This window comes from Glutamicibacter sp. NPDC087831 (assembly GCF_044742845.1).
Lineage (GTDB): Bacteria > Actinomycetota > Actinomycetes > Actinomycetales > Micrococcaceae > Glutamicibacter.
On record NZ_JBIUVH010000005.1, the window covers coordinates 131,385 to 154,443 of the forward strand.

Consider the following 23,059-nt stretch of genomic DNA (forward strand, 5'->3'; position numbering starts at 1 on the left):
AGGGGATAAGGAAAGGACACACATGGGAGCCCAGATTCGGGTCTACCGCCAGAAGATCGGATCGACCAAGTCGATGCGTAAGATCTTCAAGGCGATGGAACTGATCGCTGCATCCCGCATTGGTAAGGCACGTACGCGTGTCTCGGCCTCGTTGCCGTATGCCAATGCGATTACCCGTGCAGTAACCGCCGTCGCGTCCCAGGCCGATGTCGAGCATCCACTGACCACCGAGCCGGCGCAGGTTCGCCGCGCCGCGGTCTTGGTGATGACTTCGGACCGAGGACTTGCCGGGTCCTACTCCGCCAGCGTTCTGAAGCAGGCAGAGCACCTCGTGGAACTCCTGCGTGAAGAAGGCAAGGAAGTCAAGACCTACTTGGTCGGCCGCAAGGCCCAGGCTTACTTTGATTTCCGTTCACGCGAGTACGCACGAGTGTGGACCGGGGAAACTGATTCCCCGCGTTTCGAAACCGCACGCGAGCTGCGCGACGTTCTCCTTGAGGACTTCGACACCGACTTCGAGCAGGGTGGCGTGGATGAAATCCACGTCGTCTACACCCAGTTCAAGTCGATGGTCACGCAGGAACCGACGGTCATCCGTCTGTTGCCGTTGGAGGTTGTCGAGGATGAATCCGAGACTCCAACCGACGAGCTATTGCCACTGTACGAGTTTGAGCCATCGCCGGAAGAAGTGCTTGATTCACTGCTCCCGCGCTACATCGATTCTCGACTGTTCAACTGCCAGTTGCAGTCCGCAGCTTCCGAGCTCGCTGCACGTCAGCGCGCTATGAAGGCCGCAGGCGATAACGCTGGTGAACTGATCAAGAAGTACACCCGATTGCTCAACAATGCCCGTCAGGCTGAAATCACCCAGGAGCTTTCGGAAATTATCGCCGGCGCCGACGCGCTGAACAGCTAATTACCGATACTCCGACCAGACAAGAAGTGAGAAAGATGACTGCCCAACTCAACGAGCAGGTTACCGCAGGGGCCATCGGTCGCATCGCGCGCGTGACTGGCCCGGTCGTGGACGTCGAGTTCCCAGCCGACGCACTGCCTGCTATCTACAACGCACTGACCGCTGAGCTGAACCTCAACGGCGAAACCAAGAAGATCACCTTCGAGACCAGCCAGCACCTCGGTGAGGGCCTGGTCCGCGCAGTATCGCTGCAGGCCACCGACGGCCTGGTCCGCGGTGCTTCGGTGACCGATACCGGCGCTGCCATCTCCGTCCCAGTCGGCGACGGCGTCAAGGGCCACATCTTCAACGTTCTGGGCGACGCCCTGGACGTTGACAACTCGGAGATCCAGGTCACCGAGCGTTGGCCAATCCACCGCCAGCCTCCGAAGTTCTCGGAGCTCGAGGGCTCGACCGAAATGCTGGAAACCGGCATCAAGTCGATCGACCTCCTGACCCCGTACATCAAGGGCGGCAAGATCGGCCTGTTCGGCGGCGCCGGCGTTGGCAAGACCGTGCTGATCCAGGAAATGATCACCCGTGTTGCACGTAACTTCGGTGGTACCTCGGTATTCGCCGGTGTTGGCGAGCGCACCCGTGAAGGCAACGACCTCTGGGTCGAAATGGACGAGGCAAACGTCCTGAAGGACACCGCACTGGTGTTCGGCCAGATGGATGAGCCACCTGGAACCCGTTTGCGCGTGGCTCTGTCGGCTCTGACCATGGCGGAATACTTCCGCGATGTCCAGAACCAGGATGTGCTGCTGTTCATCGACAACATCTTCCGCTTCACCCAGGCCGGTTCCGAGGTGTCGACCCTGCTGGGCCGCATGCCTTCCGCCGTGGGCTACCAGCCGAACTTGGCCGATGAAATGGGTCTGCTGCAGGAACGCATCACCTCGACGAAGGGCCGCTCGATCACCTCGATGCAGGCTGTCTACGTCCCGGCCGATGACTACACCGACCCGGCTCCAGCAGCAACCTTCGCCCACTTGGATGCAACCACCGAGCTGTCGCGTGAAATCGCGTCGCGCGGCCTGTACCCGGCGATCGACCCGCTGACCTCGACCTCGCGAATCCTGGATCCGCAGTACATTGGCCAGGATCACTACGATGTAGCCATCCGCGTGAAGGCCATTCTGCAGAAGAACAAGGAACTGCAGGACATCATCGCGATCCTCGGTATCGACGAGCTGGGCGAAGAGGACAAGATCGTCGTTGCCCGTGCACGCCGTATCCAGCAGTTCCTCTCGCAGAACACCTACACCGCAAAGCAGTTCACCGGTGTCGAGGGCTCGACCGTATCGATCAAGGACACCATCGAAGGCTTCAAGGCCATTTGCGATGGCGAATTGGACCACATTGCAGAGCAGGCGTTCTTCAACATCGGCGGTCTTGACGACGTCGAGCGCCAGTGGGCCGAAATCCAGAAGGCCAGCTAATTATGGCTGAGCTTCAGGTCGAAATCGTCGCGGCTGACCACTTCGTGTGGTCGGGCGCTGCGAAGCTGGTCAAGGCTCGTTCGGTGGACGGCGAGATCGGTGTTCTGCCCGGTCACGTTCCGATGCTGTCCGTGCTTGCCGCTGGGGACCTGGAAATCGAACCGGTTTCCGAGTCCCGCTTCTCGGTCCAGATCGACGGAGGCTTCTTCTCTGTTGATTCGGATCGCGTAGTGATCGTTGCTGACAACGCTGTGCTTGGTACCGCAGCGTAGGCGATGAATTGTTTGAGATAACCGCACCAGTTCTGATCGCGTTGCTGATCCTGATCGGCATCGCCATGTTCTTCGGGGCCATGGCCGTGCGCCGCATCCAATTGCGGCGCACGCTGGGCACCTTCGATGCATCCATCCTGGCGCCTTCGGGCAAATGGATGATGGTCATCGGCCGCTACGGCGGAGCGCATGTGGACCTGTTGCGGTTTTTCTCTGTCTCCCCGGTCCCGAGCTTCGTGATCGAGCGCCGTGGCCTGGATATCACCGGGACACGCCAGCCCACCGATGAGGAAACCTCGCGGATCCCGCCAGGATTCATCATCGTGATGCTGGTGCGCAGCGGTGATGAGCTGCTGCTGGCCATGGACTACCGCGACTACACCGGCTTCTCGGCCTGGCTCGAAGCCGGGCCGATCGCCGGGAGCTGGCAGATCTAGAACTTGGTAAAGCAAAACCGCCGTTGCAGATGCAACGGCGGTTTTCGCGTTCCCTGGCCGGGCAATGCTGGCAGGCTGCGTTGGCAGGCTGGGGGGCCGCTGCGGATCGCCTGCGTGCTCGGCGCACTGCTCAGCTGCGCGTGGCGGCTTGGGGGAGCACCTCCGGATCCCGGGCACCGCAGCCACCGATCCGGAAACGGCCGGCAGGAACTGCGCTGAGTGCGAAATGCCTGGGCGCGTGGCGCAGGACGTAGTTGACTGTTCCCATGAAACGAACCTTGATCCTTGGCGGCACCGCGTGGCTCGGCCGCGAGCTGGCGCGGCAGCTGATCCGCAGTGGCCACGAAGTCACCTGCTTGGCGCGCGGCAATTCCGGCGAGGTTGCCCAGGGCGCGCAGCTGGTGCGTGCCGACCGGAGCCAGCCCGGGGCCTATGAAGCCGTGCAGGGCATCGAATTCGACTCGGTCATCGAGCTGTCCTATGAGCCGCAATGGGTGCACGAAGCGCTGGCGGCCCTGGCCGCGACTGCGCGGCACTGGACCCTGGTTTCCTCCATCTCGGTGTATGCCAGCTCGCAGCTGCCCGGTGCCGGCGAAGACGCGCAACTGCATGATCCGTCCGATCCCGGCGACTACGGGCATGCAAAGGTCCTTGCCGAACGGGCCAGCACAGCGATGGTTGCCGACCGGTTGCTCATTGCCCGTCCGGGGCTGCTTGCCGGACCTGGCGATCCCAGCGACCGCTTTTCCTACTGGGTTTCGCGCCTGGCCTTGGCCGGTGCCGGCCAGGTCCTCATCCCGCCAACCGCGGGCCGCCATGTGCAGGTCATCGACGTGCGCGATGCCGTTGCGTGGATCATCGACGCCGCTGCGCGTTCGCTGACCGGAACCTTCAACGTGGCCGGAACATCCCATGGCTTCGCCCAGTTCCTCAGTACGGCCGCACGGATTGCGGGATTCAGCGGGGAACTGGTCACCGCCCAGGACGCATGGCTGCGCGAACGCCAGGTCAATTACTGGGCCGGGGCGCGTTCGCTGCCGCTGTGGCTTGCGCTGGAGGACCACGGCTTCGCCCAGCGCAGCAACCAGCGGTACGCCTTGGCCGGTGGCCCGGAGCGGGACCTGGAGGACTTGCTTGGCGACGTGCTGGCCGATGAACGGGCTCGCGGACTGGACCGGTCCCGGCGTGCTGGCCTCGGCCGGGCCGAGGAGCTTGAGCTGCTCGGCCAGCTCGGGCGGATCCGGCAGGGCTAGCGCAGTCCGGGATTTTCGGTGGGCTAGAGGTATTCCCCGTTGCGGATCGTCTGGACCAGCTGCAGGTTGGCATCCAGGATCAGTGCATCGGCGGCGAAGCCGTAGTGCAGGGAACCGACTTCGTCGGCCAGGCCGATCAGCGAGGCGGGGATGGACGTAGCCGAGTTGACCGCCTGGACCAGTGAGACCCCGGCCTGCACGGCGCGCTGCACGATTTCCAGCAGCGTGCAGGTGCCGCCGGCCAGGGAATTGTCGCTGGCCAGCCGTGCCTGGCCCAGGGCCACATTCACATCCTGCGGGCCGAGGGTGTACTGCCCATCGGCCAAGCCGGTGGCCGCCATGGAATCGCTGACCAGCAAGATGTTCTCCGCACCGACCAAGCGGAAGACCAGGCGCACGGTATCGGGGGACAGGTGCACCCCGTCGGCGATCAGCTCCACGAACGCATTGCGGTTCACCGCCTCTTCCAGGCAGGCGGCCACCGGACCGGGTTCGCGGTGGTGCAGCGAAGGCATGCCGTTGAACAGGTGGGTGACCGTAGGGCGTTCGGTGAAGCCGTCCACCCCGGCGCTGCGCAGCTGTTCGCGGGCAAAGCGCAGGGAATCCGCGGTGATCTGGGCGCTGGCATCGGTGTGCCCCAGCGACGGGACCACGCCGTGGGAGACCAGCTGCTCAACGAGTTCCTCGCTGCCGGCCAATTCCGGAGCGTAGGTCATGGTGCGCAGCTGGCCGCGGCTGGCAGCCACCAGCTCGCTGACGAATTCCGGATCCGGATCCTGCAGGAAGCGTGGGTCCTGGGCGCCGCAGCGGTCTACGGAGAGGAACGGGCCTTCGGCATGGATGCCCGCAATCTTGCCGGCCTCCGCCAGCTCGGCGAGCAGCTCGGCGGCCTCGATCATGGACGAGGGCTCTGCGGTGACCAGCGACGCGAGCAGGGTAGTGGTGCCCGAGCGGTGCAGGTACTCCACCGCTTCGGTGACGCTCGAATGATCCGGTGCCGAGAAGTCCGCGCCGAGGGCGCCATGGCAATGCAGGTCGATCAGGCCCGGGATGATGATGGATCCGGGGGCTACCTCGCGTACCGGGTAGTCGGCAGCATCGGCCAGCGCGTCGAAGTCATCGCGGTTGCCGGCAAAGCGGATGCGGTCGCCATCCACGGCGAGCACGCCATCGGTGACCTTGAGGCCATCGGAAATCAGGGTGGCATGAAGGGCGTAGCGCGTCGTAGTCATGTTCCCAGCTTAGAAGAGAGAACGCGTCCAGTCACCGACTCGACGGATTATTTTCTCAGCGGACTTGGCATTTAGCGAATCGGGAACGCAACGGCCCCAGTGCGCCGGGCTCCTGGCCACGGCGAGGCGCTAGCTGCCCTTGCCCGTAGGATCTTCGGAAGCCGGCGCGTTGCCGGTGGCCAGGGCCTGCAGGGCCTGCAGCGTGCTGGTCTTCGCGCCGGAGGCCAGCTGCGCTTCGCGCGCGGAGTGCGCGGCGGCCCGGTTCTGCCTGATGCTGCCGACCCGGTTCTTCATTGACCGGTAGACCCTGCGGAACATGCGGTAGAGGAAGAAGCCGATGGCAATGGCAACGAGTCCGAGCACGGCAGCCAACACGGGAACCAGTACAGCTGCGAAGACGAGGACCAGCGCGCCAAGATCTTCTGCCAGGCTGCGCACCCATTGGGTGATGGGTTCGGGCACGGCATTGGTCGCCGCGGTCATCGACGATTTGCCCAGGCTCACCGACAGCGCGGAGCCCGCGCCGAGCAGGCCGGTGAGGACGGCAACCTCGACTCCCGAATTGGCGCCAAGGCCGATGCCAACCAGGGCGCCGAAAACAGGCCGCAGCCACACCGAGATGGTTTCCATGGACAGATTGAGGAAGGGGATCTTATCCAGGCCGGCCTCGCCGATGGCAAGTACGGCACAGATCGCCAGGACCCAAGGATTGGTGATGCTTTCAGGAATTTGCCGTGCCGCAGAAGCGATCATGTCAGGTGCGGTATCGGGGATCACGAGTCCCGCGATGCCCAGGGCCAATACTGTGAAATACGGCCGCAGGCCCGCAGCGGAACCGCTGCCAATGGCCATGAGCGAAGCTGTCAGCGGATCCAATGGACCTCCCGAGCCTGGCGGCCCGGGCCGTGCGGCACCGAGCGCTTTTGGTAGAGGAGAACAGACTAGCAGTCGGGGTGCAGTTTTCTGCAGGGCCAAGCTAAGGCTGCCAGGCAGCAGCATCCGGCCGGCGGCGGATGCGCCAGGCCCAGGCAGCTCGGGGAGGACCCGCAACCCTAGAAGAGGCGCCCTGCCGAGTCGTCGACCCCGCGCATTGCGTCGTAATCCAAGGTGAGGCAGCGGATGCCGCGGTCTTCGGCCAAGGTGCGGGCCTGCGGTTTGATCTGCTGCGCGGCGAAAATGCCGGTAACCGGCTTGAGCAGGGGATCGCGGTTCAGAAGCTCCAGGTAGCGGGTCAGCTGTTCCACTCCGTCGATATCGCCACGGCGCTTGAGCTCCACGGCAACCGTGGCGCCCTTGGCATCACGGGCCAGGATATCCACCGGACCGATGGCGGTCATGTATTCACGGCGGACCAACTGGTGGCCAGCGCCGAGCAACTCGATCTGCTCGGCCAGCAGGCGCTGCAGGTCGGCTTCGACGCCATCCTTGATCAGCCCCGGATCGGTGCCCAGGATGTGGGCCGAGTCGTGCTCGAAGCTATGGAAGTGGATGGTCAGCTTGTCATCGGTCTTCGCACTGGACACGGTCCAGGTAGCGGTGGCACCCAATGCAGCGGCGTCCTCATCGGGATCTGCCTCACGCAGGATCAACGGCGGATTCATCCAATTCAGCGGCTTGTAGCTGCCGCCGTCCGAGTGGATGAGTACCGAGCCGTCGGCCTTGACCATGATCAAGCGGGTCGCCAACGGAAGGTGGGCTCGAAGACGGCCCTCGTAATCAACTGAACACTTCGCTACCACTAAACGCACCCCACACACTTTACTAGCTGGTTGCGACTTGTGCCGGGAGATACGGCATGATTAAAGACATGCCACGTTCCAACCGCCCGCGCCGCTCCAAGAATTCCCGACCCGCCCAAGGCCGGAACTCCGGCTCCGGCTACGGTTCCGGGGATGAAGAGCAGGGCTACGGTTCGGGCCAGGAAGAGTGGATGCAGCGTGCCCGCTTCGGCGTGGTGCTGCGCCAGGATGCCCCCGACGGCCAATGGCATGTGCGCAAGATTGCGCCGATGAACGCCAACAAGCCCTATTCCTGCCCGGGGTGCCACCGTTCCATCGGAGTTGGAGTTGCCCATGTTGTCGCCTGGCGCGCGGACCACTGGTCGGGCGATGACGCCGCGGCCAACGCGCGCCGCCACTGGCATCCGCACTGCTGGGAAACCCGTTCCTACCGCTACTAGGCCAGCTGCCTGGAGGGGCAGGTGCTAACGGCGGTCCTGCCGGGCGATGAAGACTTCGCGCAGCAGGATCATGGCGCTGGCTGCCACCGGGATGGCCATGAGCGCACCGGTGACCCCGGCCAGGGTGCCGCCGGCAATCACCGAGATCACCGCGACCGCGCCGGGCACTGCCACCGCACGGCGCATGATGCGCGGCGAAACGAAATACGCCTCGACCTGCAGGTAGCCGAAGTAGCACACCGCGTAGATCAGGGCGGTCTGCCAGCCCAGTGACAATGTCACCAAGGTAACCAGCACGCCGGCGATCACCCCGCCGACCAATGGGATGAAGGCCAGCATCGCCACCAGCAAGGTGAGCAGCGCGGTGAACGGAACGCCCAGGATGCTCATCAGCACCAGCGCCACCAGGCAGTTCAGTATGGCCACGGTGGCTTGGCCCATCACGTAATTGCCCACGGAGCGGGTAATGCGCACGGTCAATTCGGCCACGCGGTCGCGTTTGGAGCGCGGGGCCAGGCGCAGCGAGAAGCCCATCATCCCTGGCAGCGAAGCCAGGAAGTAGATGGCCAGCACCAGCACGATCAGCACGCCGAACATGGACTGGGCGACGGTCTGCGATACGCCCAGGACGCCGCCGAACACATTGGTCACCGCGCCCGAATCGCCAAAGAAACGGTCGACCTCGGTAGTGATGCGCTGGGAAACCGCGTATTGCCGGTCGATTTCCCGGACCCAATCGCTATTGAGGAAATCATCCACGATTTCAGGCGCCCGCGTGATGAAGGCGGTGATCTGGTTGACCAGGGTAGGGATGATCAAGGCCATGAAGCCGCCGAAGATCGCCAGCAAGCTGACCATGGTCGCGGCCACGGCCAGCGGACGGGTCATTCCCTTGCGCATCATGAAGCGCACAATCGGATCAAGGCCCAAGGCGATGAACAGCGCAATGGCAATCCAGGTCATCAGCGAACCGACGTTGGTCAGCAGGTAGTAGCCGCCCAGGGCGATGCCCACGCCAATGGTGCCCAAGAAGCCCATGGAAATAGGGTGCAGCGCCGGAATCGGTTCCGGCGAGCCATCCAGCGGATGCTCCGGTTCCTCGCCCAGGGCCGCACTGCGCTGCGGGGTGTTGAGCATCTTGCCCACGCGTTCGGCGATCTTCTTGGACCAGCCCTCGCGGGACGGATTAGCGCCCGTCGGCGCAGCGCCCGGATAACGGGCCTGCGCGCTGGCGGCCGCAGGTGATTCCGGTTGGGAATTGCCCTCATGAGGCTGGGAATGCGCTGTGGATTCCGGGCCGGAGGTTGCCGGCCCGGAAGAGCGATCCGACGCGTCGGAACGCTGCTCGGGTACGTGCTTATCGCGATGCGGGTGCGGCTGATCAGGCTCCATGGGTCAGAGCATATCGCGCATCGGCCACTGTTAAGTGGTTCAAGACACCGTGCTGTTGCGTTGTTGAGCCAGTTCACAGGCGAGGATCGGAACCATGATCGGCCGCAACTCGTTAGACTTGTCAAAGAACAGCTGTGAGACGTAGGCGAATAGGTGAACTTGTGCGAAAAGTAATCTCCGTGATCGCGATGCTGCTGGGGGCCGCGGCCCTGGTAGTCGGCATCGGACAGAAGACCTTTTGGGCCCCGCCCGAAACGGTGACCGCGAGCATGCCGCAACTAGCTGATGAGGCACCGCTGACCTTGATTGAATCCTCGGTCAACGACCCCAAGCTGGACCCGGTGGAACTGGTGATCAAGTCGAAGGGTGAATTCACTGCTTCCTTGGGCCGCGACTATGACGTCGAGGCGTGGATCGGCGATGCATCGCATGTATCGGTCACCGGCATCGACACCGAAAACCACAAGATGATCGCCGAGCACGCCAAGGGCAAGGCCGATGCGCCTAATCCCGCCGGTGATGACATCTTCTTCGACTCGCAGACCGCGGATCGGACCATGACCTACCGCTGGACCGCTCCGGATTCCGGCGACTGGTCCCTGCTGCTGGCCGCAGGCGGAAAGGATGCCGCTCCGGTGGATATCTCGGTAACCTACGCGAACGACGACGCCATGCCATTTGCCCTGCCGCTGATCATTGCCGGCTCGCTGCTGCTGGTCTTCGGACTGGCCCTGCTGGTCATGCGCCCGGGCAAGCCGAAGAGCGGGGCGAACACCCAGCACTCGGTCGCCGCCGTGGCCGTGGTGGCCCTGGCGATCTCCGGTGTTTCTCTGCCCATGGCGCCAAGCGACGAGTCCAGCGCCAAGCCTTCGGAATCCGAGCAGAAGTCGCAGGACGCCAAGGCGTCCGATGATGCCAAGGGCTCCGAGTCCGCCTCTTCCTCGGTTGAAGAAGTATCCAGCTTCCCGGTCATCACCGAAGAGCAGCTCAAGCGCGTTCTGGCTGATGCCCAGAAGCAGGTAGCCAAGGCCGATGAGAAGAGCGACGCCAAGGCCCTGGAACCACGCACCGCCGGTGCGTTCAAGTACCTGCGCGATAAGCGCTACGACATGCTCAAGGAGAAGTTCGAGGTAGACAAGCCGCTGGCGCTCAATACCCAGGTCATCCGCTCGGCCGCTGTGCCGAATGCGAATGAAGCCAAGTTCCCCCGCGTAATCTCCGTGGTGACCGCGAAGAACAATGATGCCGACACCCTGCCGCAGGCGCTGACCCTGGTGCAGGCCAACGCCCGCGATAACTTCAAGGTGGTCTTCGCCGGCCAGATGCTGCCGAACTCCACCTTCCCGGGCATCGCCGTTGGCGACCCGTCGACCAAGCAGCTTGCTGCCAACGCCGAGGGCCTGCAGATGACCCCGGAGAAGGCCCTGGAAGCACTGGGCAAAGTGCTGACCGATGGCAATGCCAAGGACAAGGACAAGTTTGCCGAATCGGACTTCATCAAGGCGGTGCACGCAGCCCAGAAGGATGAGTCCAAGGAAGCCAACGAGGCGGACGTCAAGTACAACCGCACGGTCACCAAGGGCGACACCAAGGTGGTTTCCACCCCGGATGGCGGAGCGATTGTTACCGGCAAGCTGAACAACAAGGCGCTCTTCGTGCGCACCGAAGACGCTGACCCGCTCAAGAGCACCGACAAGCTGACCGAACAGCTGCTGGGATCCAGCTCCTCGAACGGCGACGTGGAAAGCACCTACGCCGAACCGGTGATGTTCTACCTGCCAGCCGACGGTTCCAAGGACAAGATCCAGCTGATCTCTGCAAGCCAGATCCTGCTCGATGTGAAGGAAGTTGACTAACCCCCATGACTGATCAGAACATTCCCTCAACCCGCGGTGCGGTAGATCTCTCCGCCCTGGCCAGCCAAGGCCCGGAAGCTACCGGCAGCATGCCGGCTGGTCCGGCAAGCTGGACCACCAATCTGGATGAGGCTGCGTTCCAGCAGTTCGTCGGCATGTCCCAGCAGGTACCTGCCATCGTTTCCCTCGGCTCGCCTCGCGTGCAGGTCTCGGCAGACCTGGATGCGACGCTGCGCAAGCTGGTGGATGCCAAGGGCGGCAAATTCATCCTCGGCCTGGTGGATGCGGAAACCTACCCGCAGATCGCCCAGGCCTTCCAGGCCCAGCAGATCCCGATGGTGGTGGCGCTGATCAAGGGCCAGCCAGTGCCGCTGTTCCAGGGTCCTGCCGAGGAACAGCAGATTGTCCAGGTTTTCGCACAGCTTGAACAGCTCGCAGTCCAGCAGGGCATGAGCGGTACCGCCCCGGCATTCTCCGGGCAGGCCGGCGAACCTGAACCAGAGCTGCCGCCGCTGCACCAGAAGGCCGTGGACGCCATCGATGCCGGGGACTACGCCGCCGCCGAGGCCGCCTACCTGGAAGCGTTGAACGAGAAGCCGAACGACAAGGACGCGCAGATCGGCGTGTACCAGGTTCGACTGCTCTCGCGTACGCACAACCTGGATCTGAACAAGTCCCGCGAGCAAGCCGCGCAGAACCCTGAAGACATCGCAGCCCAGCTGGATGTAGCAGATCTGGACGTGGTGGGCGGGCATGTCGAAGATGCCTTCGCCCGACTGGTTTCGCTGATCTCCCGCCTGGCTGATGAAGACCGCGAGCGGGTCCGCCGTCGCCTGATTGAGCTCTATGCGGTGATCGGCAACAGCGATCCACGCGTAGCTGCCTCGCGGCAGAAGCTGGCACGCGTACTCTTCTAGGCTGACGTCCAGGGACTGGACCAAGCAGTTCAACCGCCGCGACCCAGGGTTTTTCCCTGGGTCGCGGCGGTTGTCTTATACCTGGGTTTAACTCCAAAGGATGATGCGTTCTGACTAGGGGCATTGCTAGCCTTAAGCTATGAATCAGATCGCACTGGACATTCGGGGTCTTGCCAAGCAATTCGGCGCCAAGATTGCCGTGAACAACGTCAGCCTGCAAGTTCCTGCGGGTTCCTTCTACGGTCTTGTCGGACCCAATGGTGCCGGCAAGACCACCATGCTTTCCATGGCCACTGGATTGCTGCGCCCGGATTCAGGCCAAGCGCTGGTCAACGGCGTGGATATCTGGGCTGATCCGCAAGCGGCCAAGGCCACCTTGGGAGTCCTGGCTGATGGCGTGCGCCAGTTTGACCGGCTGACCGGCCGCCAGCTGGTGACCTACTCGGGATTGCTGCGCGGCATGGAACGCGCAGAAGTTGCCCAGCGTACCGAAGACCTGCTGCGCGTGATGGATTTGCTCGATGACGGCGACAAGCTGGTGGTGGACTACTCGGCCGGCATGACCAAGAAGATTTCCTTGGCTACCGCGATGATCCACTCGCCAAAGCTCTTGGTTCTGGACGAGCCGTTCGAGGCGGTGGACCCGGTATCTGCGGCGAATATCCGCGACATCCTGAATAACTACGTTGAATTCGGCGGCACCGTCATCGTTTCCTCGCATGTGATGGACCTCGTCCAGCGCATGTGCACGCATGTCGCGGTCATTTCCGATGGCATGCTCAAGGCGCAGGGCACCGTGGATGAAGTCCGCGGCGGCATGAGCCTGGAAGATCGCTTCGTCGATCTGGTGGGCGGCCGCGCCAATAATGAGGGGCTGTCATGGTTGCGCACGTCCTAAGCCTGAAACTGCGCTTGCTCGCCAACGGCTTCAAGCGCTCCGTCGGCCAGCTCATCGGCGTCATTATCGGTGGCCTGTACGCACTGGGCATGATCACCATGCTGACCTTGGCCATGTGGTTTACCGCCGGCGATATTCCTTTCCAGAGCGAAATCTTCACCCTGATCGGCTCGGCCGTGGTGCTGGGCTGGGCCATCATCCCGCCGCTGCTGACCGGTGTTGACCTCACCCTGGAACCTTCACGCTTTGTCCACTTCGGGATTCCGGAAAAGACCTTGGGGCCAGCGCTGGTGCTGGCTGGCTTCATCTCGATTCCCGCGGTGCTGACCATTGCGGGCCTGCTCGGCGCCTCGCTGATGTGGCGCTTCGATGCGGGCGCGCTCATGCTGGCCCTGCTGGCAGCGGTGGCGACCGCGGTGATGGCGATTCTTCTTTGCCAGTATCTGGTGATCATGGCGACCGCACTGCGGGCCAAGCGCCGATTCCGTGAATTGACCTTCGTGCTGCTGTTCGTGGTGCTCATCGCCTTGGGGCCGATCGTGACCTCGGCATTGGCTGCCGCGCAGAGCATGAGCGACTGGATCCAGCCGATTGCCTCGGTCTTGGGCTACACCCCGTTGGGTGCCTTTGCCGCGATTCCCGGGGCTTTTGCCTCGGCGCACTACGGCCAGATGGCGATCCATCTGGCGCTGGGCTTGCTCTATCTTGGCGGACTCTACCTGCTGCTGGCTCGAGCTACCGCCAAAGCCACGGTGACCCCGCCGCCAGAGCAGCGCGCTGCCACGGCCAAGGGGCTGGGCTTCTTCAAGTTGATGCCGGCCACGCCAACGGGCGCAGTGGCTGCCCGCGCACTGACCTACTGGTTCAAGGATCCGCGCTATGCTATTGGCGTGCTCATTGTGCCGATGCTGCCGTTGCTCTTCTGGTTCACCGGCAACCAGACCGGCAGCTACGTGATGATGTTCCTGCTGGGCCCGTTGATCGGCATCTTGATGGGCTTCTCCATCTCGGCCGACATTTCCTATGACAACACCGCCTTTGCGCTGCACGCGCTGACCGGTATTTCCGGACGTGCTGATCGGGCAGGGCGAGTGCTGTCCTGTTTCCTGATTGCCATCGTTCCGGTCCTGGCGGCGGCCATTTTGCCGGGCCTCATCTCCGGTGCGCTGTGGCGCATCCCGGGAGACCTGGGCCTGTCACTGGCGGGGCTGCTCATCGCGTTGGGCGTCGCGTCGGTGTCCTCGGCCCGCTACACCTATTCGGTGCCGCTGCCGGGTGATAACCCGATGAAGACCCCTCCGGGCAATGGCATGCGCATTGCGCTGACCCAGCTGGGAATCATGCTTGCCATGGGCCTCCTGCTGATCCCGGTTCTCATTCCCTACATCATCGGCTGGGTGAAGCAGTCGCAGTCCTTCGGCTTCATCACCTTGGGCGCGGGCCTGGCCGTGGGTATCGGGCTGATGCTCGGCGGCATTGCCCTCGGTGGCAAATGGTACGAAAAGCGCACTCCTGAGCTGATGCAGTCGGTCATCCTCAATAAGTAGGCGCAGCAGCCGAATTGCTGCCTCCGGCCGTCTAGCGGGACGCTGTTTTCCGCTAGGCGGCCGTTTGCCTGCCTTGGGTGCAAGGAGGTTCACAGGATATTGATCGGGTCGCGCCCAATTGGCGCAATATCGACTTCCAACGGCACCGCAACGCATCGCAAGAACATTGAAAAATGGTTGTTGACTTGCAGCGAGGAAGAAATCGATGGGGCGGCCTAGTGCAGCGCGGCAAAGTCAATGTGGACAAGCTCCCATGCTTGCCACGCGGACAGCAGTGGCAATCCGTATTAGACTTGGAGGCATGGTGGAACAGTCTGAAGAAACCCGCGGTGGCACTGCCACGATTGAACGTACCGAGACAACCCAGAGTGTCGAGGCCGGAGATCATGAGCGTTTTGCTCACTACGTGCAGAAGGAAAAGATCATGGAGTCGGCAATGACCGGCGACCCAGTGATCGCTCTGTGCGGCAAGGTCTGGACGCCAGGCCGAGATCCGCAGAAGTTCCCGGTATGCCCCGAGTGCAAGGAAGTCTACGACTCCATGATGGGGTAGTGCTGCGAATGAACTAGCACTACTTCACACAATGCACGCGGCCGGGAAAAGGTAAATGACCGAGACACTCTTTGATTTTGGCGACAAGCTTCCACTAGAAGACAAGCTGCCGGTAGCGTATCCGGAACGTGCGGCTTGGGGAACTGGGCCGAAGCTGCGTGCCTGGCAGGCCGAGGCCTTGGCTCTGTACTTCGATACGGAGCCCAAGGACTTCATGGCGGTGGCGACCCCTGGCGCAGGTAAGACCACCTTCGCGCTGCGCTTGGCCAAAGTCCTGATCGACTCGGGCAAGATCAACCGCATGATCGTTGTCGCGCCCACCGACCACCTGAAAAAGCAGTGGGCGGATGCGGCGGCGCGTGTGGGCATCTCACTGGACCCGAACTACAAGAACTCCGACGGCCGGCACGGCTCGCACTACATGGGCGTGGTGGTGACCTATGCCCAGGTCTCGCTGAAGCCCGCGGTGCACCGCGCGAAAACTGAAGATGCCCGCACCCTGGTGATCATGGATGAGGTCCACCACGCCGGCGATGCCCTGTCCTGGGGCGATGGCATTCGTGAAGCATTCGAACCGGCTACCCGGCGGCTTGCCCTGACCGGTACCCCATTCCGTTCCGATGCGGCCCCGATTCCTTTCGTGCAGTATGTGGACGAGGGCGATGGCATTCGCCGTTCCAAGGCGGACTACACCTACGGCTACGGCAGCGCCCTGGCCGACCACGTGGTCCGTCCGGTGCTGTTCATGGCCTATTCGGGCAATATGCGCTGGCGTACCTCCGGCGGCGAGGAGATGGAAGCAAACCTCGGCGAAGGCTTCACCAAGGATGTCACCGCCCATGCCTGGCGTACCGCGCTGGATCCGCACGGCGACTGGATCCCGTCGGTGCTGCAGGCCGCTGACCGGCGGCTCTCGGAGGTCCGCCGCACCGTGAAGGACGCCGGCGGCCTGATCATCGCCACGGACCACGAGGACGCGCGCGGCTACGCGGCCCAGCTCGAAGCGATCTGTGGCGAGAAGGTCACCACCATTCTTTCCGATGACCCCAAGGCATCGCAGAAGATCGACGATTTCTCCGAATCCGACGCGCGCTGGATGGTTGCGGTGCGCATGGTGTCCGAAGGCGTGGACGTTCCGCGTCTCTGCGTGGGCGTTTATGCGACGTCCACCTCCACTCCGTTGTTCTTCGCCCAGGCGGTCGGCCGCTTCGTGCGTAGCCGCAAGCGCGGCGAGGTGGCTTCGGTCTTCCTGCCCTCGGTGCCGATCCTGATGGCCTTGGCCAACGAGATGGAAGTCGAACGCGACCACGCCTTGGACCGTGAAGGTTCCAAGGACGAAGACGGGCTGGACGATTCGCTGCTGGAAGCGGCGAACAAGGAAGACAAGGCCAGCGACGAGCTGACGCGCAACAAGTTCGAGGCGCTGAACTCGCAGGCCTCCTTTGACCGCGTGCTCTTCGACGGCGGCGAATTCGGTACCGGCGCCGACATCGGCAGTGAAGAAGAACTCGGCTTCCTGGGGATCCCGGGCCTGCTGGATACCGAACAGGTTTCCGAGCTGCTGCGCAAGCAGCAGAACAAGCAGATTTCCAAGGGCGGCACCAAGCTCGAGCCGGTCTCGGACCACCGCCGCATGATGGAGCTGCGCACCAAGCTGTCGAAGAACGTCTCGGCATGGGCCGCCCGCACCGGCACCCCGCACGGGCAGATCCACAACAAGCTGCGCAGCGTCTGCGGCGGGCCTGCCGTGCCGCAGGCTACTGCTGACCAGCTGCAGGCGCGCATTGACAAGCTGCAGGACTGGTTCGTCGGGCGAAAATAGGTTCCACGAGAGAACGGCTTTGCCCCTGACCGGAAAATTCGGTCAGGAGCAAAGCCGTTTCTGCTTTCCGGGGGATCATCAACCCAGCGAAATCACCGTTACCCCGGCTGCCCTCAGTTCCTCGCGTATCGCCGGCAGATTCTCCGGCGAGACTGCTGCGGTCAGCGGAGAAATGATGGTCGTGGTGAATCCTGCTTCAGCTGCATCGAAGGCGGTCGCCTTTACGCAATGATCCGCGGCGAGCCCTACGACATCTACAGAGTCAATTCCTCTGGCCTTGAGCCATGGACCTAGCAGTTCTCCGCTTTCATCAGCCTGGTCAGCCGATGGATCCAGCACTCTGGCTTCGAAACCCGAATAGGCTGCGGTGAAGCGCCCCTTGGCGAAGTGCGCATCCAGGGGCACCTCGGCGAGCTGCGGATGCAGGGCGGCGCCAGATGTTCCGGCGACACAGTGCACCGGCCAGGAATCAATGAAGTCGGGGGTTTCCGAGAAATGATTCCCGGGCTCGATATGCCAATCCTGGGTGGTGACGATTGCCGAGTAGGCATCGCGGCGTTCGGCAATATCCGCGGCAATGGCCGTTGCGACGGCGTTGCCGCCGGTCACGGCCAGGGCTCCGCCTTCGCAGAAGTCGGGTTGGACATCAATGATCAACAGGGCTCTGCTCATCGCTGCCTCCTGGCTGGGGGAAGTGTAGAGATTGGAAAACTGCGGACCGCAGGATCCTTGAATCTGGATCCTACGTCCCGCAGCTGGGATTTTCGTGTGTTCGACTAGTCCTGGATCATGACGGTCGGGATGACCGGTTCGCCACGCTGCATCTTGCGTGCCACGCCTGGCAGTTCCTGGACCGATGCGAAGTGGCGCTCGGTGGCGAGCTTGACGCCAGCTGCACCCACGTACGCCTGATCGATCTCGCCATGGCGCACCAACGGGACCACCAGATCCCGCTCGGGGCCGCCGGTGGTGTACTCGGAAGTGGAGACGATTTCAGCGACAGCGCGGTTGCGTTCATTGAGCTGGCGCACCGCGTACTTGCGCCCGCCCACGCTGGCCTTGTTCGCCGCGGCCTTGGCGACCGGAATCCATTGCCCCGAATCGTCTTGGCGGGCAACCAGCTTGTAAACCATCGACGCGGTCGGATGGCCGGAGCCGGTGACCAATGCCGTGCCGACGCCATAGGCGTCAACCGGGGCGCTGGCCAGGGCGGCGATCGCGTACTCGTCGAGGTCCGAGGTCACGGTGATCTTGGTGTTCCAGTTGCCCAGGTCATCAAGCAGCTCGCGAACCCAGCCTGCCTGCTGCACCAGGTCGCCCGAGTCCAGCCGGACTCCGCCTAGTTCCGGACCCGCAACTTCAACCGCGGTGCGTACGCCCTTCTCCACGTCGTAGGTATCCACCAGCAAGATGGTGTCCTTGCCCAGCGAGGCAACCTGCGCTTCGAAGGCGGCGCGCTCGGTGTCGTGAAGCAGGGTGAACGAGTGGGCCGAAGTGCCAACGGTCTTCAAGCCATAGCGGGCACCGGCTTCCAAATTGGACGTTGAAGTGAATCCGGCAATCATGGCGGCCCGCGCGGCAGCCACTGCTGATTCCTCATGGGTGCGGCGCGAGCCCATCTCGATACATGGGCGTTCGCCGGCCGAGGCGATCATTCGCGATGCCGCCGAAGCGATGGCCGAATCATGGTTCATGACCGAGAGCAGGAAAGTCTCGATAACGCAGGCTTCAGCGAAAGTCGACTCCACGGTCAGCAGCGGCGAATTCGGGAAGTACAACTCGCCCTCGGCGTAGCCGGAGATGCTGCCGGTGAAGCGGAAGTTCTCCAGGTACTTGATGGTTTCCGCGTTGACTACCTTGTTGTCGCTGAGGAAACGCAGCTGTTCGTCATCGAAGCGGAAGTTTGCCAACCCTTCGAGCACGCGACCAGTACCTGCGACCACGCCATAGCGCCGGCCCTCGGGCAAGCGGCGAGCGAATGCCTCGAAGACAGACGGGCGGTGAGCTGCACCGGATCCCAGCGCTGCTTGGAGCATGGTCAGCTCATAGTGGTCGGTGAAGAGACTGGTGCGCATGTGACGCTCCTGATGATCGGAAAAGGCCTTATACGGTGCTGCTTGGGAAAGCAGACCGGTTTTACTGTATAACGGCTCACGCTCAAGGTGATATTTGCCGTGTCCGGTGTTGCGTTCAGCTTCCAAGCGTAAAATGGAAGCCATGACCGCAATGCCCGATGTACTTTCCGAATTTGAAACCCTGGTATCCCAAGACAAGCCCTGGCGCTTGGTCGTGTGGAATGATCCAGTGAACTTGATGAGCTACGTATCCTACGTGTTCCGTTCCTACTTTGGTTTCAGCGCGGAAAAAGCCGAGAAGCTCATGCTGCAGGTGCACCATGACGGCTTCTGCACGGTGCGCAGCGGCAGCCGCGAAGCTATCGAATCCGATGTGCAGGCAATGCACGGATTCGGCCTGAACGCAACGATGACCCAGGGAGCCTGAACGTGGCGAAGGCCTTCAAGAACGGTTCCAAGGGCATTACCGGAACACTGCACTCCGCAGAACGAAAACTGATCCGCGAACTCTTCGGCGATGTCATTGGAATGCTCGAGGAGCGTGCGCAGCTGCACCAGCTGCCCGAAGATGTTGATCCGCTTTACGCCCTGACCGGCATGCGGCCCGAGTCCATGGACCTGCCGCCGGTTTCCGATCCAGCGCTGGCCAGGCTGCTGCCGGATGCCAGCGATGACGCAGTGGCCGCCGCGGAGCATCGCCGGCTGACCGAAGCCGACCTGATCGCGCAAAAGGTTGGCCGCCTGCGCGAGGCCCAGATGCTGCTGGACACCGAAAAGCTGGTCTTGGACAAGGACACCGCGACGCGTTTTGCCCAAGCGCTGAACGACGTGCGCCTGGTGCTCGCAGAGCGCCTGGAAATCCGCAGTGAAGAGGATTCGGCCCGGGTCGCAGAGGTGCTCGATGCATCCGAGGTGAACACCCCGGACGAATACATGTCCTTGGTGTACAACCTGATTTCATGGGTCCTCGATACCCTGATGGCTGCACTGATGGATGCGGAGTTCTAATCCATGAATTCCTACTTTGCTACCGGGCAGGTCTCGGCCCCGGAGGCCAATACCCCCATCGGCATTTTCGACTCGGGCGTTGGCGGGCTGACCGTGGCCCGCGCGATCATTGACCAGCTGCCGGGCGAATCGCTGATCTACGTGGGGGATACCGCCAACTCTCCCTATGGCCCGCTGCCCATTGCCCAGGTTCGGGCCAATGCGCTGGGGGTGATGGATGAGCTGGTAGATGGTGGCGTGAAGCTGCTGGTGATTGCCTGCAATTCGGCCTCTGCCGCAGTGCTGCGCGATGCTCGCGAGCGCTATACCGCGCGCTATGGCATCCCGGTCGTCGAGGTCATCCAGCCGGCGGTGCGCCGTGCGGTAGCCGGCACGAAGAATGGCAAGATCGGCATCATCGGCACCCAGGCGACTGTTGGTTCACGCGCCTACGAGGACGCCTTTGCGGCCGCGCCGAACTTGCAGGTCTCCACCGTGGCCTGCCCGCGCTTCGTGGAGTTCGTGGAGTCCGGCATTACCGCCGGTGCCGAGCTGCTGGAGATCGCGCAGGAATACCTGGCGCCGCTGCAGGCCGCCGATGTAGACACCCTGGTTCTGGGATGCACGCACTATCCGTTGCTGACCGGCGTGATCTCCTATGTCATGGGGGATTCGGTCAGCTTGGTTTCGAGTGCCGAGGAAACGGCAAAGGACGTTTTCCGGGCGTTGACCCGCCATGCCCTGGTGCGCAACGACGGCGCCGCGGCGCGTCATGAGTTCCTAGCCACAGGCAACGCTGATAGCTTTGGTGTACTGGCTCGCCGATTCCTCGGACCCGAGGTGCTGCAGGTGCGCCACGTGGACCATGTAGCCGCCCACTATCCGACCGGAGCTATTTCGCGGATTACCCCGCAGATGATTGCCGCGTCGAAAGCGAGTAACGAATGAAGCTGACCATCATTGGATGCACCGGGTCATTCCCAGGGCCGGGATCGCCCGCTTCCTGCTACCTGGTGTCGGCCTTTGATGGCACGCGCGACTGGAAGATCCTGCTGGATCTGGGCTCCGGCGCGTTGGGCGTGCTTCAGCGTTACACCGATTTAAAAGACATTGACGGGATCATGATTTCCCATCTGCATCCCGATCACTGCATGGACCTTTGCGGTTTGCATGTGGCGATTCGCTGGGACCCGACGGGCTGGGGCCGGGACCGGATGCTGGTGCACGGTCCGGAAGATACTGCCGAACGCATTGAAACGGCCTACTCCCTGCCCGATGGCGACACCATGGCCAAGGACTACGACTTCCAGGTCTGGAAATCCTTGCAGCCGGTGAACATCGGTCCCTTCACCATCACTCCCTACCCGGTGCGCCACCCGATCAAGGAAGCCTATGCGCTGCGCGTGGAAGCGCATGAGCCGGGCCCCGATGGCGAGTTGCTGACCAGCGTGCTGACCTATTCCGGGGACACCGACAGCTGCGATGGCCTGGTTGAGGCAGCCCGCGGCGCTGACATGTTCCTGTGCGAAGCGGCCTTCGAAGAGGGCCGCGATGACCATATCGACGGCGTGCACCTGACGGGCAAGCGTGCTGGCGAAATGGCGACCGCGGCCGGTGCCGAGCGCATGCTGCTGACGCACATTCCGGTATGGACCGACATCAACAAGGTAGTCGAAGAAGCCAAGGAAACCTACGACGGCGGGATCGCTGTTGCCGTTTCCGGGGTGACTTACGGCGTGTACTCCGGCAGCCTGAAGGAAGACAAGGACCCGGCCCTGTTCAAGGGGGAGCGCGGTACCGACTACCTGAAGACCCGTACAGGCACCATGCCGACCATCAAGTACGAGAAGACCCGCAAGTTCCCCTTGCTCAAACGCAAGAAGTAGGCACGCGGAACCGGAGAAAAGCACTGGCGGACAGGAAGAAATATCCTCTGCGCCGGTGCTTTTCGCGTTCCCGGAAGCAGCCTAGCCGGCGCCGTGCTTGGCACCCCAGGGCTTGTCGTATTTGCTGGCCAGTCGGGTCAGGGCCAATGCGGCGACCAGCAGTCCCACGTCGCGCAGGGCGACATCGAGGAAGACGCCCATCGAGACCAGATTGACGATGATGCCCAGCAGCCACAGTGACAGCACATAGCTCGCGTAGCGCGGCTTGATGATCATCGATGCGGCGGCAACCAGTTCCACCACGCCAACGAAATGCATGGCGGTTTGCGCGGAGAACGGCACGATGGCAATGATCCACGGGGCCAGGTATTCCGGCCAGTAGGTCATGACGTTCGCGAACTTGTCCAGTCCCATCAGCAGGGGCAGGACGACAAATCCAATGCGCAGGATCCAGAATGCGCTCAACGACGGGTCGGTGTTGACTCGTGCAGCTGTTGTTGCCCGTATGTGCGAGACCGGATGCTTCTCGCTCCATGAGGCGCTCATGGCGATCACCCTCCAAAGGTTTGAACGTATACCCAGAATTCGCCTCTCGGGCCTATTTGTCAATATCCATTGTTGATAGAATTCTGGCATGTCGACAAAACTGAGCTTGCAACAAGATGCGGTCCTCAAATCGCTCAACGATCCGGTTCGGCGGCGACTGTTCGAATTCATTTCGCAAAGCCCGCAACCGGCAGGACGCGACGCGGCATCCAAGGCCGCAGGAATCAGCCGGACCCTGGCCGCCTACCATCTGGACCGGCTGGCAAGCGCAGGAATGCTGGCGGTGACTTTCGCGCGGCCGGAGGGCAAAAACGGTCCGGGGGCCGGGCGCACCGCGAAACTTTACGCGCTCGCCCAAGAGGAAGTCTCCGTGAGCTTGCCAGCGCGCAATTACCGCCTCTTGGGCAGCTTGCTGGCCAACGCGGCCAGTGCCGATGCCTCGGGGGTTGTGCTCCAGGCGCTGCGTCAGGCGGCACGTGGCGAGGGGCAGAACCTGGGGCAGGCCGGTGACGGGCTCGTGCCGCTGCTGGACGAGCTGGGCTATGCGCCTGAAACAGACGAGCGAGGAGAGATCTCCATGGGGAACTGCCCCTTCCATCTGGTCGCGCAGCAGCAGACCGAACTGGTCTGCTCCATGAACTATGAACTGGTTTCAGGCGTCTTGGAGGGGTGCCAGTTGGATTGCAGCCGGGCCGAGCTGAGCCCGCGTCCGGGGCGATGCTGCGTTGTGGTGCATTCTCAATAGCTGCCAAGGATACGCCACGAGGTGCATTTCACCGTAACTCGCGGGTTCACCCGTACAGATCGAGC

At 62.7% G+C, this 23,059-nt stretch carries 24 protein-coding genes and 1 pseudogene; 17 read left to right on the forward strand and 8 right to left on the reverse strand.

From position 1 onward, the window contains the following. Positions 1-22: 22 nt before the first annotated feature. The 4 genes from ACIOJF_RS15405 to ACIOJF_RS15420 are packed head-to-tail and all read left to right on the forward strand — an operon-like array spanning position 23 to position 3,106. The gene (locus ACIOJF_RS15405; RefSeq protein ID WP_013348625.1) at positions 23-916 is read left to right on the forward strand and encodes a F0F1 ATP synthase subunit gamma; all 894 of its coding nucleotides are present in this window, start codon (positions 23-25) and stop codon (positions 914-916) included. 35 nt (positions 917-951) lie between these two features. Further along, a complete protein-coding gene (gene atpD, locus ACIOJF_RS15410; protein ID WP_105658412.1) occupies positions 952-2,397 on the forward strand; it encodes a F0F1 ATP synthase subunit beta in 1,446 nt (481 codons plus the stop codon). A 2-nt stretch (positions 2,398-2,399) separates the two neighbouring features. Then, a complete protein-coding gene (locus tag ACIOJF_RS15415; RefSeq protein WP_038990466.1) occupies positions 2,400-2,669 on the forward strand; it encodes a F0F1 ATP synthase subunit epsilon in 270 nt (89 codons plus the stop codon). Between the two features lie 8 nt (positions 2,670-2,677). After that, positions 2,678-3,106, forward strand: a complete 429-nt coding sequence (locus ACIOJF_RS15420) for a DUF2550 domain-containing protein (RefSeq protein ID WP_105658413.1) — start codon at positions 2,678-2,680, stop codon at positions 3,104-3,106. Positions 3,107-3,236: 130 nt separating this feature from the next. Here the strand turns inward: ACIOJF_RS15420 and ACIOJF_RS15425 are convergent, their stop codons facing one another. Then, the gene (locus ACIOJF_RS15425; RefSeq protein WP_181148912.1) at positions 3,237-3,374 is read right to left on the reverse strand and encodes a hypothetical protein; all 138 of its coding nucleotides are present in this window, start codon (positions 3,372-3,374) and stop codon (positions 3,237-3,239) included. Here ACIOJF_RS15425 and ACIOJF_RS15430 point away from each other — a divergent pair. Beyond that, entirely contained in the window at positions 3,373-4,359 is a 987-nt protein-coding gene (locus tag ACIOJF_RS15430) for an NAD-dependent epimerase/dehydratase family protein (protein ID WP_402741839.1), read from the forward strand. The genes ACIOJF_RS15425 and ACIOJF_RS15430 overlap by 2 nt on opposite strands. Positions 4,360-4,382: 23 nt before the next feature. On the opposite strand, the gene nagA is transcribed toward ACIOJF_RS15430, so the two are convergent. The 3 genes from nagA to nucS form a co-directional block, all read right to left on the reverse strand. Continuing rightward, positions 4,383-5,591, reverse strand: coding sequence for an N-acetylglucosamine-6-phosphate deacetylase (gene nagA, locus ACIOJF_RS15435; RefSeq protein ID WP_402741840.1), 1,209 nt, complete (start codon positions 5,589-5,591; stop codon positions 4,383-4,385). Between the two features lie 129 nt (positions 5,592-5,720). Further along, positions 5,721-6,467 carry a DUF4126 domain-containing protein gene (locus ACIOJF_RS15440; protein ID WP_402741841.1) on the reverse strand — a complete coding sequence of 249 codons (747 nt, stop codon included), beginning with the start codon at positions 6,465-6,467 and terminating at the stop codon, positions 5,721-5,723. Between the two features lie 176 nt (positions 6,468-6,643). Next, a complete protein-coding gene (gene nucS, locus ACIOJF_RS15445; RefSeq protein WP_105662590.1) occupies positions 6,644-7,339 on the reverse strand; it encodes an endonuclease NucS in 696 nt (231 codons plus the stop codon). A gap of 59 nt (positions 7,340-7,398) precedes the next feature. On the opposite strand from nucS, the gene ACIOJF_RS15450 reads away from it, so the two are divergent. Then, positions 7,399-7,770 carry a hypothetical protein gene (locus ACIOJF_RS15450; RefSeq protein WP_105658418.1) on the forward strand — a complete coding sequence of 124 codons (372 nt, stop codon included), beginning with the start codon at positions 7,399-7,401 and terminating at the stop codon, positions 7,768-7,770. 24 nt (positions 7,771-7,794) lie between these two features. Here the strand turns inward: ACIOJF_RS15450 and ACIOJF_RS15455 are convergent, their stop codons facing one another. Beyond that, complete coding sequence (locus tag ACIOJF_RS15455; protein WP_402741842.1) at positions 7,795-9,162, reverse strand: AI-2E family transporter; 1,368 nt, start codon at positions 9,160-9,162, stop codon at positions 7,795-7,797. Between the two features lie 161 nt (positions 9,163-9,323). On the opposite strand from ACIOJF_RS15455, the gene ACIOJF_RS15460 reads away from it, so the two are divergent. From ACIOJF_RS15460 to ACIOJF_RS15485, 6 genes are all read left to right on the forward strand, one after another. Beyond that, positions 9,324-11,018, forward strand: a complete 1,695-nt coding sequence (locus tag ACIOJF_RS15460) for a hypothetical protein (RefSeq protein ID WP_402741843.1) — start codon at positions 9,324-9,326, stop codon at positions 11,016-11,018. 5 nt (positions 11,019-11,023) lie between these two features. Continuing rightward, positions 11,024-11,935, forward strand: a complete 912-nt coding sequence (locus ACIOJF_RS15465) for a co-chaperone YbbN (RefSeq protein WP_105662593.1) — start codon at positions 11,024-11,026, stop codon at positions 11,933-11,935. Positions 11,936-12,074: 139 nt separating this feature from the next. Then, positions 12,075-12,833 (forward strand): ABC transporter ATP-binding protein, encoded by a 759-nt coding sequence (locus ACIOJF_RS15470; RefSeq protein ID WP_105658422.1) that lies wholly within the window; start codon positions 12,075-12,077, stop codon positions 12,831-12,833. After that, positions 12,815-14,380, forward strand: coding sequence for a transporter (locus ACIOJF_RS15475; protein WP_105658423.1), 1,566 nt, complete (start codon positions 12,815-12,817; stop codon positions 14,378-14,380). Before ACIOJF_RS15470 ends, ACIOJF_RS15475 begins: the two co-directional genes overlap by 19 nt. 301 nt (positions 14,381-14,681) lie before the next feature. Further along, complete coding sequence (locus tag ACIOJF_RS15480; protein ID WP_105658424.1) at positions 14,682-14,933, forward strand: DUF3039 domain-containing protein; 252 nt, start codon at positions 14,682-14,684, stop codon at positions 14,931-14,933. 55 nt (positions 14,934-14,988) lie between these two features. Beyond that, positions 14,989-16,755 carry a DEAD/DEAH box helicase gene (locus ACIOJF_RS15485; protein WP_402741844.1) on the forward strand — a complete coding sequence of 589 codons (1,767 nt, stop codon included), beginning with the start codon at positions 14,989-14,991 and terminating at the stop codon, positions 16,753-16,755. A gap of 78 nt (positions 16,756-16,833) precedes the next feature. On the opposite strand, the gene ACIOJF_RS15490 is transcribed toward ACIOJF_RS15485, so the two are convergent. Further along, on the reverse strand, positions 16,834-17,427 hold the full coding sequence (locus tag ACIOJF_RS15490) for an isochorismatase family protein (protein ID WP_105658426.1): 594 nt from the start codon (positions 17,425-17,427) through the stop codon (positions 16,834-16,836). A 104-nt stretch (positions 17,428-17,531) separates the two neighbouring features. Beyond that, positions 17,532-18,830, reverse strand: a complete 1,299-nt coding sequence (locus ACIOJF_RS15495) for a nicotinate phosphoribosyltransferase (protein ID WP_105662594.1) — start codon at positions 18,828-18,830, stop codon at positions 17,532-17,534. A gap of 142 nt (positions 18,831-18,972) precedes the next feature. Here ACIOJF_RS15495 and clpS point away from each other — a divergent pair, with 142 nt between their 5' ends. The 4 genes and pseudogenes from clpS to ACIOJF_RS15515 all read left to right on the forward strand — a co-directional run. Beyond that, on the forward strand, positions 18,973-19,257 hold the full coding sequence (clpS, locus tag ACIOJF_RS15500; RefSeq protein ID WP_105658428.1) for an ATP-dependent Clp protease adapter ClpS: 285 nt from the start codon (positions 18,973-18,975) through the stop codon (positions 19,255-19,257). A 2-nt stretch (positions 19,258-19,259) separates the two neighbouring features. Then, complete coding sequence (locus ACIOJF_RS15505; RefSeq protein ID WP_105662595.1) at positions 19,260-19,838, forward strand: DUF2017 domain-containing protein; 579 nt, start codon at positions 19,260-19,262, stop codon at positions 19,836-19,838. A gap of 3 nt (positions 19,839-19,841) precedes the next feature. Further along, the gene (murI, locus tag ACIOJF_RS15510; protein ID WP_105662596.1) at positions 19,842-20,765 is read left to right on the forward strand and encodes a glutamate racemase; all 924 of its coding nucleotides are present in this window, start codon (positions 19,842-19,844) and stop codon (positions 20,763-20,765) included. Further along, positions 20,762-21,556, forward strand: a pseudogene (locus ACIOJF_RS15515) (MBL fold metallo-hydrolase); the annotation flags it as partial. The gene murI and the pseudogene ACIOJF_RS15515, both read left to right, overlap by 4 nt. A 228-nt stretch (positions 21,557-21,784) precedes the next feature. Here the strand turns inward: ACIOJF_RS15515 and ACIOJF_RS15520 are convergent. After that, the gene (locus ACIOJF_RS15520) at positions 21,785-22,249 is read right to left on the reverse strand and encodes a hypothetical protein (protein ID WP_332488193.1); all 465 of its coding nucleotides are present in this window, start codon (positions 22,247-22,249) and stop codon (positions 21,785-21,787) included. An 88-nt stretch (positions 22,250-22,337) separates the two neighbouring features. On the opposite strand from ACIOJF_RS15520, the gene ACIOJF_RS15525 reads away from it, so the two are divergent. Continuing rightward, complete coding sequence (locus tag ACIOJF_RS15525) at positions 22,338-22,994, forward strand: helix-turn-helix transcriptional regulator (protein ID WP_402741845.1); 657 nt, start codon at positions 22,338-22,340, stop codon at positions 22,992-22,994. Positions 22,995-23,059 lie beyond the last annotated feature (65 nt).

Excerpts from the sequence above, each read along its gene's own strand:
- ACIOJF_RS15405 (WP_013348625.1), top strand. The coding sequence starts at position 23 with ATGGGAGCCCAGATTCGGGTCTACCGCCAGAAGATCGGATCGACCAAG.
- atpD (WP_105658412.1), top strand. The coding sequence starts at position 952 with ATGACTGCCCAACTCAACGAGCAGGTTACCGCAGGGGCCATCGGTCGC.
- ACIOJF_RS15415 (WP_038990466.1), top strand. The coding sequence starts at position 2,400 with ATGGCTGAGCTTCAGGTCGAAATCGTCGCGGCTGACCACTTCGTGTGG.
- ACIOJF_RS15430 (WP_402741839.1), top strand. The coding sequence starts at position 3,373 with ATGAAACGAACCTTGATCCTTGGCGGCACCGCGTGGCTCGGCCGCGAG.
- ACIOJF_RS15425 (WP_181148912.1), bottom strand. The coding sequence starts at position 3,374 with ATGGGAACAGTCAACTACGTCCTGCGCCACGCGCCCAGGCATTTCGCA.
- nagA (WP_402741840.1), bottom strand. The coding sequence starts at position 5,591 with ATGACTACGACGCGCTACGCCCTTCATGCCACCCTGATTTCCGATGGC.
- ACIOJF_RS15450 (WP_105658418.1), top strand. The coding sequence starts at position 7,399 with ATGCCACGTTCCAACCGCCCGCGCCGCTCCAAGAATTCCCGACCCGCC.
- ACIOJF_RS15455 (WP_402741842.1), bottom strand. The coding sequence starts at position 9,162 with ATGGAGCCTGATCAGCCGCACCCGCATCGCGATAAGCACGTACCCGAG.
- ACIOJF_RS15465 (WP_105662593.1), top strand. The coding sequence starts at position 11,024 with ATGACTGATCAGAACATTCCCTCAACCCGCGGTGCGGTAGATCTCTCC.
- ACIOJF_RS15470 (WP_105658422.1), top strand. The coding sequence starts at position 12,075 with ATGAATCAGATCGCACTGGACATTCGGGGTCTTGCCAAGCAATTCGGC.
- ACIOJF_RS15475 (WP_105658423.1), top strand. The coding sequence starts at position 12,815 with ATGGTTGCGCACGTCCTAAGCCTGAAACTGCGCTTGCTCGCCAACGGC.
- ACIOJF_RS15480 (WP_105658424.1), top strand. The coding sequence starts at position 14,682 with ATGGTGGAACAGTCTGAAGAAACCCGCGGTGGCACTGCCACGATTGAA.
- ACIOJF_RS15485 (WP_402741844.1), top strand. The coding sequence starts at position 14,989 with ATGACCGAGACACTCTTTGATTTTGGCGACAAGCTTCCACTAGAAGAC.
- ACIOJF_RS15490 (WP_105658426.1), bottom strand. The coding sequence starts at position 17,427 with ATGAGCAGAGCCCTGTTGATCATTGATGTCCAACCCGACTTCTGCGAA.
- ACIOJF_RS15495 (WP_105662594.1), bottom strand. The coding sequence starts at position 18,830 with ATGCGCACCAGTCTCTTCACCGACCACTATGAGCTGACCATGCTCCAA.
- clpS (WP_105658428.1), top strand. The coding sequence starts at position 18,973 with ATGACCGCAATGCCCGATGTACTTTCCGAATTTGAAACCCTGGTATCC.
- murI (WP_105662596.1), top strand. The coding sequence starts at position 19,842 with ATGAATTCCTACTTTGCTACCGGGCAGGTCTCGGCCCCGGAGGCCAAT.
- ACIOJF_RS15520 (WP_332488193.1), bottom strand. The coding sequence starts at position 22,249 with ATGAGCGCCTCATGGAGCGAGAAGCATCCGGTCTCGCACATACGGGCA.
- ACIOJF_RS15525 (WP_402741845.1), top strand. The coding sequence starts at position 22,338 with ATGTCGACAAAACTGAGCTTGCAACAAGATGCGGTCCTCAAATCGCTC.